The sequence below is a fragment of the Tsuneonella aeria genome (genome assembly GCF_009827495.1).
Classification (GTDB): Bacteria; Pseudomonadota; Alphaproteobacteria; order Sphingomonadales; family Sphingomonadaceae; genus Tsuneonella; species Tsuneonella aeria.
Genome location: NZ_WTZA01000001.1, coordinates 396,723 through 409,214, shown reverse-complemented (window position 1 = coordinate 409,214; position 12,492 = coordinate 396,723). Strand labels below are relative to the sequence as shown.

Sequence of the window (12,492 nt, the reverse complement as noted above, 5' to 3'; positions counted from 1 at the left end):
CTCGTCATGACTGCTGCGACGCTCTCTTGCGTAGTAGCGACACCTGCCTTTGGGCAGGCAACCACGGCCGAACTGATGGCGGCGGATATCGGGTCGCTGCGCGACGAAATCCAGCAGCGTTACGACCTGGCGCTGGCACGCTCGACCGATCCGGCCGTGATCAACGCCAACGATTCCCGCTACAACTGGGCGAACGAGGCAAAGGTCCAGTGCGGGATCGCGCTGGGTTTCCTGAAATCGTCGACCCGTGACGAGACGAGCATTTCGAACTGCGTGCTGGCAGCGGGCCTGATCGATCGCGTTGACACTCCGCTTTCCACCCCGGCAGTCCCGCCGATGGCCAGCGGGCCGGCAGAGATTTGCGACCAGCGCCAGCCCGGCATCGTCTTCTTCGATTTCGATTCCGCCACGCCGCCCGCGGATGCGCAGCAGACGATCCAGTTCGTCGCACAGAATGCCGGCCCCTGCGGGTGGACGGCGATCGACGTCGTCGGCCACACCGATCGTTCCGGCAGCGACGCGTACAACGACGGCCTTTCGCGCCGCCGTGCCGAAGCGGTCGCATCGCTCATGACATCGATGGGCGTCCAGCAGGCGGCAATCACGACGGGCGCGCGCGGGGAGTCCTCGCCGCGGGTGCCCACCGAAGACGGCGTCCGCAATCCGCAGAACCGCCGTGTCGAAATCGGCGTCCGGTGAACATCGAGGGGGATACCATGCGCAAATATACATTCGCTGCACTGGTCGGCGTGCTGCTGGCCTCGTCGGCCCAACCGGTCTTGGCGCAAGACGCCGGCCCCGTGGCCGCAACGCCTGCTGTGCCGCCCGCCGGCGGCGCTGTCTCGCTGCAGGATGCCGTCGCAATCGCGATGCGTTCCAACCCCGACATCATCCAGGCGCAGATGAACAAGGAGGCAATCGAGTTCGAACGTCGCCAGGCGCAAGGTCTCTATGCGCCCCGCGTGGATATCGAGGCGTCGGCCGGGATCCGACGGCTGGAGAACCAGACGCGCCGAACCCTCGATATCGCTGACGAGGAACTCTATCCGCTCGAAGCCGGAGTGGTCGGCAACTGGACCCTCCTCGACTTCGGACGGCGCCGCGGCGAGCTGATCCGCCAGGCCGCGCGCGTCGACGGCGCTTCGCTGCGGGTTGTCGAACGGTCCGAATTCGTCGCGCTGCAGATCGCACGCCAGTATTTCGACGTCCTGCTCCAGCAGCGCGTGGTTGCCGCATCGCAGGATAATGTGACGTTCCACCAGATGCTGGTGAGCGATCTTGGCAAAGGGGTGGAACAGGGATCGATCAGCATTGCTGACCGGCAGCAGGCCGAAGAACGCCTGCAGTCCGCACTGGTCCGCCAGACGGAAGCGACGCAGGATCTCAACAACGCGACCATCACGCTGCGGCGCCTCACGGGGCTCGATATCGGTCAGGTGGTCGTTCCGCCGAACCTTGCTGCCGCCCTGCCCGCATCGCTCGATACGGCGGTGGGCCTTGCCCGCACCCGCAATCCGCGCGTGCGCGAAGCGAAGGCAGACGTGGATTCCACCTACGGCCTCGTCAAGGCAGCGGAAGGCGATCTCTATCCCAAGATCGGCCTGGAGGTGCGCGGCCGCGTGGGCGAGGATATCGACGGATTTCGCGGCGAAACCAACGACGTCCAGGGTCGCGTGGTCCTGAACTGGAACGTGTTCGACGGAGGCATCAACCGCGCCAAGGTGCAGGAAATGGTCCGCCGGGCGAGCGAAGCCCGTTACCGTCTCCACGCGGTGGAACGGGAAGCGGAAGAGGATGTCCGCACTGCCTGGACCACTATGCAGAGCCAGTCGAATATCGTGACCCAGGTGGAGCGCCAGAGCCAGGTGAGCGACGATCTGCTGCTGTCCTATCGCAGCCAGTTCAACGTGGGCCGGCGATCGCTCCTCGACGTGCTCGATGCGCAGAACACGCGGTACAATACCCAGGTTCGTCTCGAAACCTCGCGGTTCTCGCAACTCTTCGCCCAGTACCAGACGCTCGCCGCGGTGAATGGCTTGCTGGATGCACTTAACATCGCACCGGGTGCCGGGGCCGGCGAAACCGAACGCGAACAGTTCGACTATGGTCCGCCTCCGCCTGCAGAGTTGCAGCGCCGCGTGCGCGGCTGAGTGCGAACCGGTCGCAGGGTTCGAGGAAACGGATGATCGAAGGCGACGACATAACCGGCGTGCTGGGCGACCCGCTCGCGGAATGCGTGGGCGAACTGGCGCGCCGGCTCGGCCCGCATTTCGATCCCGGTCGCCTGTCGATGCTGCCGCGCGACGCGAGCGGGCGGCTGCCCGGCCACCAGGCCGAGGCCGCCCTCGAACTCGCCGACCTGCCTTTCGAAAGCCGCGCCGTGCGCCGCTTGCCGGTGCGCGGCTCGGAATATCCGGCGCTGGTGGAATTCGATCGCGGCGATTTCGCCATCGTGCTCGATGCTCGCGAAGGCGATCTGCTGGTCTGGCGCCCGTTCACGGGTGAAGCGTGGACGCCGCTGCATGCGCTCAAGGGGGCGCCGATCACCCGCTTCCTGGCGGTTCACGGCAACCCCGATGCAATGCGGGCGAACGAGGCGCCGTGGCACGCGAAGGGCCGGCATCACTGGTTCTGGGGGGAGCTGCGCAAGGAGCGGGCCGCGCTGTGGCCGATACTCGTCGCCTCCGCCGTCATAAACCTGCTCGCCGTCGCGCTGCCCTTGTTCACCATGAACGTGTACGACCGCGTCATTCCGAACCGCGCCGGATCGACCCTGTGGGTCCTGGCGATCGGGGTCATGCTGGCATTCGCGCTCGAATACATGCTCAGGCGCGCGCGGACCGAGGTCGTTGACGAAGCGTCGCACCGGCTTGATCTCAAGCTGTCGCAGAAGATCTTTTCGCGATTGCTTGCCGCGCCGCTGGACAGCCAGCGCGGGCACACTGGGTCGCTGGCCCAGCGCGTGTCCGAATATGCGGTCGTTCGCGATTTCTTCGCCTCCACCACGGTCGTCCTGATCGTGGACGTCGTGTTCCTGTTCGTGTTCGTGGGCGTGATCGCGATCATCGCGGGCTGGCTTGCGGTGGTTCCACTGGTGATCATCGCGGCCATGGCGCTGGCCGGCTATATACTTCAGCGGCGGGTCGCCGATGCGGCGCGCGATGCGCAGGCCGATGCAGGCCTGCAGCAGACCGTCCTGGTGGAATCGCTGGCGGGCATGGAAACGCTCAAGAGCCTGTCAGGCGAAGCGGGCATGATCGGGCGCTGGCGCAAGCTGGCCGAGATTGGCGGCCATTCGCAGATGCGGCTCCGCCAGATCAACGCGCAGGCGATCGGGCTTGCCCAGACGTTCCAGCAGGTCTCGTCCGTCGCCCTGGTGATCGGCGGGTACTATCTGTTTGCCGCGGGTACGATCTCGATGGGCGCCATCATCGCGGTGGTGATGCTCGCCTCCCGGTCGCTGGCGCCCGCCGGACAGATCGCATTCCTTCTCACGCGCGCCCGACAGGCCAACACCACGCTGGAGAGCATCGAACGGCTCTTCGAGGGCGAGGACGAGCGGACGGTGGACGGCAAGCTTGCCTTGTCCCCCATCGCGGCCCCGACCATCACCCTGGAACGGGTTTCTTTCGGGTATCCCGGTGCGCCGCGCTCCGCGCTCGAGGCCGTCGATCTCACGATCCGCCCGGGCGAGCGGATCGCCGTGGTCGGGCGGGTTGCTTCGGGGAAGTCCACCCTCGGACGCGTGCTGTGCGGGCTCTATGCGCCGAGCGAAGGCGCCATGCTCGTCAACGGCATCGACAGCCGCCAATATCGTCCGCAACAGCTGCGCGACGCATTCCGGTTCGTCGGGCAGGATGCGGCGATCTTCAGCGGATCTATTGCCGAGAACCTGAGGCTCGGGCGACCGGGCGTCACTGACGAAGCGCTCGTGGCATCGCTTCGCGCGACCGGGGCGGACCAGTTCCTGGCTCGCGATGCCGGCGGGTTCGACCGTGCGGTGGGGGAAAGTGGCTCGAGCCTGTCAGGGGGTCAGCGGGCGTTCCTGTCCCTCTCGCGCGCGATCGTGACGCCATGCGAACTGCTGTTCCTTGACGAGCCCACCGGCGCCATGGACGCGCAAACCGAGTCACTTTTCGTCGAGCGGCTGTCCCAATCGCTTACACCCGGGCAGACCCTGGTCGTTTCCACGCATCGCCCGGCGCTATTCGGCCTCTGCGACCGCCTGATCGTGCTCGACAAGGGCCGGGTCGTCGCAGACGGACCGTTGCAGGAGGTGATCGATCGTTCGGTCACGAATGGAGCCATGACGTGAACACCGTGACTGCCGAACCCGAAGCACCCTCGGCCCTCGCCCGCGCACTCGGCGGCGCGCGCGGTGCGCTAGTGGGCGCCCTGGCAGCACTCGCCGTCCTGTGCAGCATTGCCGCATTTGCCCTGCTCCCGCCCGAACGCGCGGCCAGCGCCGCCGTCCCGCTCAGCAAGGCGATGCGTGAAGACATTTCCACGATGTCCACGGGCCTGGGCCAGCCGCTGGTGATCGAGGGGGATTCGGCGGTCGAACGCAACGCGTTGATCCCGATCTCGTCGTTGCCCGTCGGCCAGATGGACGGCTTCACCCAGATCGCCCCCACGTCGTCGGGCTACGCCACGGCGCTGCAATGCCTGACCCAGGCAATCTATTACGAAGCAGCGAATGAACCGGCGAGCGGCAAGGCAGCGGTGGCGCAGGTCGTCCTCAACCGGCTTCGCCATCCGGCCTACCCCAATTCGGTATGCGGCGTCGTCTATGAAGGCGCCAATGCCCGTGTCTGCCAGTTCAGCTTTACCTGTGACGGTTCGCTGCTCCGCACGCCGATGGCGCGCCAATGGAATGAATCGCGCCGGACTGCACAAGCCGCGCTGGCCGGGACGACGGCGCCGGAAGTGGGCACGGCAACGCACTATCACGCCGATTACGTCGTTCCGCGATGGGCATTCACGCTGGGCAAACTGCGGCAGATCGGCCGCCACATCTTTTACCGCTTTCCCGGTTCCGTGGGGTCGGAAAGGGCGTTTTCCGACCGATGGACGGGGGTGGAGCAGATCCCGGCACTCAACTTCGGCCGGCTGCGGGCCGCGCTTACCGCGCGCGACACCGTGGTCGAGGACGTTCTGCCCGCAAGCGAAGCCGTTCCAGGCCTGACAGTCGCACCGCACGTGCAGGACCGTCATGCATCCAGCGACGTGGGCGGCCGTCTCGATACGACGACCACCTGGCGACTGACGATCCCGGACCCCACGGAGATCAGCAACGGATATCGCGGGGTCATCAGCGGGCAAGGCGAATCGGCCGGTCCGGCCCCGTCCCCCGCGGCCGCGGCCGCCCCCGCCTCCACCGCACTTCCCGCCACCGGCGCATGACCTTGCGCGACCGTTTCGATTCCTGGGATTCCAGCCGGCGCCTGATCGCGATTGCTGCGGTCGGGCTCTTGGCGCTCCTGCTGTGGGCGGGGCTCGCGCAAGTCGACCAGGTGACCCGCGGGACGGGCAAGGTCATACCATCGAGCAAGGCGCAGCTTGTCCAGCCTGCCGAACCCGCGGTGATCGACGAGATACTCGTACGCGGTGGCCAGACGGTGCGCAAAGGGCAGCTGCTGGTCCGGCTGGACGATGCGCAGGCATCGTCGGAGCTGGGCCAACTGGAAGCCGAGAACGAGCGGCTCGGCCTCAGGGCGGAGCGTCTTCAGTCGGAAGCCAGCGGCGGCGGCGCGATCGGTTGCGACGGTGCGGACTGCGCCGAGGAACAGCGCCTGCAACAGGTGCGGGTCGCAACGGCCCAGGCGCGGCAGAATGCGTTGTCAGCGGCCATCGAACAGCGCCGCCGCGATCAGCAGGAGGCGCTGGCCACGGCGGCATCGCTGGAGGACAGCGTGCGCCTGTCGCGCGAACAGGTTGCCATGCTCGAACCGCTGGCCGCAAAGGGCATCGTCCCGCAGACCGAACTCCTGACCGCCCAACGCGACCTCGTCGATGTGCAGGGCCGGCTCTCGGCAGCACGGCAGGCCGCGGCGCGCGCGGGGGCGGCAATCCGCGAGGCCCAGGCGGACTATAATTCGGCGCGGCTCGATTTCCGCCAGCAGGCGCTGAACGAGCGCAGCGAACTCCAGACGAAGATCGCCGTCAACGAACAGACGATCCGCGGCGCATCGGCCCGCCACCAGCGCAACGAGCTGAGGGCGCCGTCGGACGGCATCGTCAACGATGTCCAGATCACCACCGTGGGGGGCTTCGTCAACGCCGGCGAGAAGATCATGCAGATCGTCCCCGTCGGGGAAAAGCTGCTGGTGGAAACACGGGTCGCACCCAGCGACATCGCCTTCATCAAGGTCGGCGACCGGGCCAACGTGAAGGTGACGGCGTACGACTTCTCGATCTTCGGCGGCCTGCCCGGCCGGGTGCAGCAGGTATCGGCGGACAGCATTTTCGACGAAGCTGAACGGCAGGCGTACTATACCGTGCTGATCGAGACGGACCGATCGTATATCATGAAAGGTGCGCAGCGCCTGCCCATCGTGCCGGGCATGATCTGCGACGTCGCGATCGTGACAGGGGCACGCAGCATCCTGTCATATCTCCTCAAGCCGATCGAAAAGGCGTTCGATGTCGCTCTGACGGAACGCTAGGCGCGTTCAGGCACCGTGCAGCCAGGTTTCGCGCACGCCGAAGCTGAGGATCGCGCGATAATCGTTCTGCGGTCCGGCATCGATCACCTCGTCCGATGCGTTGTCCAGCATCCGATATCCCTGTTCCGTGCGCACGATCAGCACCGCATGGTCGGCCATGCGCACCAGGTCGCGGGCTACGGTCAGGATCATGTCTTCGCGCGGGATGCCGGCAGCGGCGAGCATCTGCATCTTGAGCAGCGCCATGTCCTCGCAATCGCCCTTGCGCAGCTTCAGCGTCTTGCGGGCGCCCGCCCAGTAATCCGCCTTGCCGAACAGGTCCTGGTCCTCGACATAGGCGATCGACCGGTTGACCCAGCGGTTGACCGTGGCCAGCGCCTGATGCCGGTCGCCCGAGACTGCCCCCAGGTGCCGGCGGGCAAGGCCGCGCGGCAGGCTTTCGGCCCGCACCCTGTTCCAGTCGCTGTCGAAATTCGTGCGGCCGATGCGCACGCGCTTGCTGGCGAGGAAATGTTCCGGATCGGCTGGGAGCGCCAATCCGCCGGTGCCGAGACCCGCGGCGGGCGCGGGCCGGACCGCCGCCAGCGACTGGCACGATCCGGGGACAGGCCGGGCCGCATCGGCTCCCGGTGTCAAAGCGGGCGCCGATGCCAGCGCCGCGACTTGCGCCGAAGCCGGCTGGGAAACCGCGGCGCTTTGCTGCAAGCGAATGGCGTCGAGCGCGCTCGTGGCTCCGCCCAGAATTGCGAGGGACTTCGCCGGTGCCGCCAGTGCGGGCGAAAGGGGCTGCCGCGGGGCGGTGCAGCCACCGTTCGCCCCCGCCAGGCGAATGAAGCCGGCAGGGGCCATTTCGACGGCGGACGTTTCCGCCCGGACCGTCGAGGGCGCGAGGATCAGCGCCAGCGCGGTCAGGCCGATGGCCCCGAGCCGGGCGATGTCCCATCCTGGATGATGGGCGGGCGACAGGATCCGTTCCATGCCAGCCGAATTACCGGGCAGGTATGATGGGGAGCTTCCGGAACACGGTTAACAGGCCGGCAACCTTCCGGCGCGCGCGGCCGCCGACATGTCGCTTTCATGGCGTTGGGGAAAGCGGGGTGGCGCATGGCGAGCCGCGGCGCTAGTGGCGAGCGCAATGGAGCCCCGCCGTTCCCTTCCCTGGCCGGGTATCGCCCTCGCCGTTCTGGGCGGGTTGGCGATTCTGCTGCTGGCGCAGCAAGTCTGGCTGGCGCTGTCGATTCTCCTGCTATGGCTGGGATCATTGTGGCTCGCGACGTCGGAACCGCCCGCCGTGCAGGCGCGCCGCCCGTCCTCCGGGTTCACCCGCGACACGATGGGCGAACTCATCGAACATTCGGCGACCCCGTTGCTCCTTACCGAGAAGGATCGCATCGCGATTGCCAACCAGTCGGCGCGCGAGGTGCTGGGGGCGCACGTGGTGGGACAGGATGTACGGGTCGCCTTGCGCCACCCGGAGGCGATCGCCCTAGCCGACCGTGCGGAACCCGCGACCGCAACGGTACGCGGCCTTGCCCGGCTTCGTGACATCTGGACGATCAGCCGTCAGCCGCTGGACAATGACTACGCCGTCTTGGAACTCATCAACCGTACGGCCGAAGCGGACATCAGCCGTGCGCACACCGATTTCGTCGCGAACGCCAGCCATGAATTGCGCACGCCCCTCGCCTCGATCATCGGATATGTCGAAACCTTGGGCGAGATGGACGGCGACGCGGACAGTGCGACGCGGTCCCGCTTCCTCGGCACGATCCTGCGCGAAGCGAAGCGGCTCCAAGGCCTCGTCGACGATCTCATGTCGCTGTCGCGGATCGAGGCGGAAAAGCACGAGGCACCTTCAGAACGCATCGACCTGGGCACCCTGGCGGAGCGCGCGGCGCGCGATGCGGCGGGCGCCGAACGCCAGGGGCGCCTGGAAATCGAGGCCGAAGAGAACGTCGTGGTGCTGGGCGATGCGCAGCAACTGGAACAGCTGGTGCGCAACCTGGTCGAAAACGGGCTGAAATACGGGGCCGAGGGCGGCCGCGTGCGGGTGGAAGTGAGCCGGCGCCAGTCGCGCGGCGTCCGCCTGGTCGTCTCCGACGAAGGCGAAGGCATCGGGGCGGAGCACCTGCCCCACCTCACCCGCAGGTTCTATCGCACCGATCCGGGCCGCAGCCGGGCATCGGGCGGGACAGGCCTGGGGCTCGCCATCGTGAAGCACATCGTGGAGCGGCATCGCGGCCGGCTCAATATCGCCAGTGCGCGCGGAAAAGGGACGACCGTCACCGTGCGCCTTCCGCTCGCCGCCGAAGCCGGGCAATAAGCGCCTCGTGCCCTATTCGGAGTCACAATAGTGTCACACAATTGTAGCAATGGGCGCACGACCGACGCCTCGACCGAGACGCTGATTCCCTGATGTCGATTACCTTGCTTCTCCTGATGGCCCTGGGCCTTGCGCTCGCCGGATGGCTGGCGGCGCGTGCGCGTGCCTGGAGCTTTCGCCGCACCGACGGCGTCCGGCTTGCGTCGCTCCCCAGCTACCACGGCTGGTATACGGCGCTGTGGATCGCCGTGCCGGTGCTCGCGTTCATCGTGCTGTGGAGCCTCGTCGCCCCTGCCCTGATCACGCAGTCGGTGCTCGCTCATCCGGCTGCGGCCAGCCTCCCGGATTTCGACTTTCAGCGCAACGCCCTGTTATCCCAGGCCTACAGCGTGGCGAGCGGCGCGAGCGGCACCGTGGCCCTCCCCGCTGCGGCGCCCCTGGTGGAACCCTATCGCGATGCGATCGGTCACTATCGCCTGATCGGCATCCTCGCCACGCTCGGCATCGCGATCGCCGCAGGCGGCTTCGCGCTGCTGCGCCTGAAGCCCGACTTTGCCGCCCGGACCAAAGTGGAACGGATCGTGATGGCGATCCTGCTGGTCGCGTCGCTCGTGGCGATCCTGACCACGCTGGGCATCCTCGGCAGCCTGGTGTTCGAGACGATTCGCTTCTTCGGCATGGTTTCGCCCATCGATTTCCTGTTCGGGACGCACTGGGCGCCCGATCCGATGGCCAACCCGGAAAATCCGGACGGCAGCCGCTACGGCGCGGTGCCGCTGTTCTGGGGCACGATCTTCATCGGCACGATCATCGCGATGATCGTCGCCATCCCGCTCGGCCTGATGAGCGCGGTGTACCTGACGCAGTACGCCCGGCCGCGCTGGCGCAAAGTGCTGAAACCCGCGCTGGAGATCCTCGCCGGCGTGCCGACCGTGGTTTACGGCTATTTCGCCGCGCTGACGGTCGCGCCGTTCATCCGCGACGTCGCCCAGGCAGCCGGGATTGCCAACGCCAGTTCCGAAAGCGCGCTCGCGGCCGGCCTCGTGATGGGCGTGATGATCATCCCGTTCGTTTCCTCGATGGCGGACGACAGCATCGCCGCCGTGCCCCAGGCGATGCGTGATGGCAGCCTGGCGATGGGCGCGACGCGCTCCGAAACCATCCGCCGCGTCCTCCTGCCCGCCGCCCTGCCGGGGATTATCGCGGGCGTTATGCTCGCCATCAGCCGCGCAATCGGCGAGACGATGATCGTGGTCATGGCCGCCTCCACCGCCGCCAACCTCACCGCCAATCCGCTGGAGGCGATGACGACGGTGACCGTCCAGATCGTCGCCATGCTGACCGGCGAAGGCAGTTTCGATCATCCCGCCACCCTCAGCGCCTTTGCGTTGGGATTCGTGCTGTTCATGGTCACGCTGGCGCTCAATTTCATCGCCCTGCGCATCGTCAAGCGGTTCCGCGAAGCCTATGACTGACGTCGTCACCCCTACCCGCACGCCTGCGTTCGAAGCGCGCCTGAAGAAGCGATACCGCGCGGAAAAGCGATTCCGCGCGCTGGGCCTGGGCGCGATCATCTTCTCGGTGATCGTGCTGTTGTTCCTGCTGGTCACGATGATCGGCAACGGCATCGGCGGGTTCCAGCGTGCCGAGGTGCGCGTACCCATCGATTTCACGCAGGCCGGGCTCGCCGCCGATCGGGCGATGCTGGAACGGGACGACGCGGCGGAGCGGCTGCGCGCGCAAGGCTTGCCCGAAGTCGTGCAATTCTTCGCGGTAAAGGAACTCGGCGAGGCCGGCGGATCCGAACTGTCGCCCGAAGCCTGGCGCGAGGTCGCCTCCGCGATCGTGGACGATCCGGCGCTGCTCCAGCGTCAGCAGACGTTCGACCTGCCGGCCAGCGCGGGCCTTGCCGCGGGCCTCGCCGGCGAAGGCAGCGCCGAAGAGCGTCAGCTTGCCCGCTCCCTTGCTCGGGAAGGAAAGCTGGCGGAGCGGTTCGACCCCGGCTTCCTGACCCGGTCGGACGCGACCGACCCACAGGCGGCGGGCATCTGGGGTGCGCTCAAGGGTTCCATGCTGACCATGCTGGTGACGCTGGCGCTGGCGTTCCCGATCGGGGTGCTGGCGGCGCTCTATCTCGAGGAATATGCGCCCAAGAACCGATGGACCGAACTGATCGAGGTTTCGATCAACAACCTCGCCGCGGTCCCTTCGATCATCTTCGGTTTGCTGGGCCTCGCCGTGTTCCTGTGGATATTCCCGGACATGCGATCCGCGCCGCTCATCGGCGGCATGACCCTGGCGCTGATGACGATGCCGGTGATCGTCATTTCCGGCCGCAACGCGGTAAAGGCGGTGCCCCCCAGCATTCGCGACGGCGCGCTGGCGATCGGCGCTTCACCCGTGCAGGTCGTGTTCCACCACGTCCTGCCACTCGCCCTCCCCGGTATCCTCACCGGCACCATCATAGGCATGGCGCGCGCGCTGGGTGAAACGGCGCCGCTACTGATGATCGGCATGCGCGCATTCGTGGCGACCCCGCCCGATGGGCTCACCTCGCCCGCAACCGTCCTGCCGGTGCAGATCTTCCTGTGGTCGGACGAGATCGATCGCGGTTTCGTGGAACGCACCAGCGCGGCGATCATCGTGCTGCTCATCTTCCTGCTCGTTATGAACGGGCTGGCCATTTACCTTCGCAACAGGTTCGAAAAGACATGGTGACCGTCGTCCATCCCAACCTCGATGAGTCCGATCCCAAGATGCGGGCGCGGGACGTTTCGGTATTTTACGGCGCCAAGAAGGCGATCGACGACGTGTCGATCGACATTCCGTCGCAATACGTCACCGCGTTCATCGGCCCGTCGGGCTGCGGCAAGTCCACGTTCCTGCGCACCCTCAACCGCATGAACGACACGATCGCGGGTGCCCGGGTGGAAGGCTGCATCGAGCTCGATGGCGACGACATCTACCGGTCCGGCATGGACGTGGTTCAGCTGCGCGCCCGGGTGGGCATGGTCTTCCAGAAGCCCAACCCCTTTCCCAAGTCGATCTTCGAGAACGTCGCCTACGGCCCGCGCATCCACGGGCTTGCCGAAGGGAAGGCGGAACTTGAGGGGATCGTGGAAAAATCGCTGCAACGGGCCGGACTGTGGAACGAGGTGAAGGACCGGCTGGCCGATAGCGGCACCGCGCTTTCCGGAGGCCAGCAGCAGCGTCTGTGCATCGCGCGCGCGATCGCGGTCGACCCCGAGGTCATCCTGATGGACGAGCCGTGCTCCGCCCTTGACCCGATCGCAACAGCGCGGATCGAGGAACTCATCAGCGACCTTCGCGGCCGTTACGCCATCGTCATCGTCACGCACTCGATGCAGCAGGCCGCCCGGGTCAGCCAGCGCACGGCGTTCTTCCATCTCGGCAAAATGGTGGAGTATGGCCGCACGTCCGACATCTTCACCAATCCGCTGGAGGAGCGGACGAAGGATTACATCACCGGCCGTTACGGCTAAG

General features: G+C 66.8%; 10 protein-coding genes. 9 read left to right on the top strand and 1 reads right to left on the bottom strand.

The window, feature by feature from the left end; translation table 11 throughout:
• The first annotated feature begins 6 nt into the window (after positions 1–6).
• The 5 genes from GRI40_RS13775 to GRI40_RS01975 are packed head-to-tail and all read left to right on the top strand — an operon-like array spanning position 7 to position 6,665.
• Complete coding sequence (locus tag GRI40_RS13775; protein ID WP_237488974.1) at positions 7–699, top strand: OmpA family protein; 693 nt, start codon at positions 7–9, stop codon at positions 697–699.
• 17 nt (positions 700–716) lie between these two features.
• Positions 717–2,150, top strand: a complete 1,434-nt coding sequence (locus GRI40_RS01990) for a TolC family protein (RefSeq protein ID WP_160609790.1) — start codon at positions 717–719, stop codon at positions 2,148–2,150.
• Positions 2,151–2,182: 32 nt separating this feature from the next.
• Entirely contained in the window at positions 2,183–4,315 is a 2,133-nt protein-coding gene (locus tag GRI40_RS01985; RefSeq protein ID WP_160609789.1) for an ATP-binding cassette domain-containing protein, read from the top strand.
• Positions 4,312–5,403 (top strand): cell wall hydrolase, encoded by a 1,092-nt coding sequence (locus GRI40_RS01980; protein WP_337190468.1) that lies wholly within the window; start codon positions 4,312–4,314, stop codon positions 5,401–5,403. Before GRI40_RS01985 ends, GRI40_RS01980 begins: the two co-directional genes overlap by 4 nt.
• Complete coding sequence (locus tag GRI40_RS01975; RefSeq protein ID WP_160609788.1) at positions 5,400–6,665, top strand: HlyD family type I secretion periplasmic adaptor subunit; 1,266 nt, start codon at positions 5,400–5,402, stop codon at positions 6,663–6,665. The genes GRI40_RS01980 and GRI40_RS01975 overlap by 4 nt, the downstream gene beginning before the upstream one ends.
• Before the next feature lie 6 nt (positions 6,666–6,671).
• On the opposite strand, the gene GRI40_RS01970 is transcribed toward GRI40_RS01975, so the two are convergent.
• On the bottom strand, positions 6,672–7,643 hold the full coding sequence (locus tag GRI40_RS01970; protein ID WP_160609787.1) for a transglutaminase-like cysteine peptidase: 972 nt from the start codon (positions 7,641–7,643) through the stop codon (positions 6,672–6,674).
• 157 nt (positions 7,644–7,800) lie between these two features.
• On the opposite strand from GRI40_RS01970, the gene GRI40_RS01965 reads away from it, so the two are divergent.
• The 4 genes from GRI40_RS01965 (at position 7,801) to pstB (ending at position 12,491) form a co-directional block, all read left to right on the top strand.
• Complete coding sequence (locus tag GRI40_RS01965) at positions 7,801–8,988, top strand: sensor histidine kinase (protein WP_160609786.1); 1,188 nt, start codon at positions 7,801–7,803, stop codon at positions 8,986–8,988.
• A 92-nt stretch (positions 8,989–9,080) separates the two neighbouring features.
• Positions 9,081–10,463, top strand: coding sequence for a phosphate ABC transporter permease subunit PstC (pstC, locus tag GRI40_RS01960; protein WP_160609785.1), 1,383 nt, complete (start codon positions 9,081–9,083; stop codon positions 10,461–10,463).
• Positions 10,456–11,706, top strand: coding sequence for a phosphate ABC transporter permease PstA (gene pstA / locus GRI40_RS01955; protein ID WP_160609784.1), 1,251 nt, complete (start codon positions 10,456–10,458; stop codon positions 11,704–11,706). The genes pstC and pstA overlap by 8 nt, the downstream gene beginning before the upstream one ends.
• Positions 11,700–12,491: a phosphate ABC transporter ATP-binding protein PstB gene (gene pstB, locus GRI40_RS01950; protein WP_160609783.1), complete on the top strand. Its 792-nt coding sequence runs from the start codon at positions 11,700–11,702 to the stop codon at positions 12,489–12,491. Before pstA ends, pstB begins: the two co-directional genes overlap by 7 nt.
• Position 12,492: the final 1 nt, after the last annotated feature.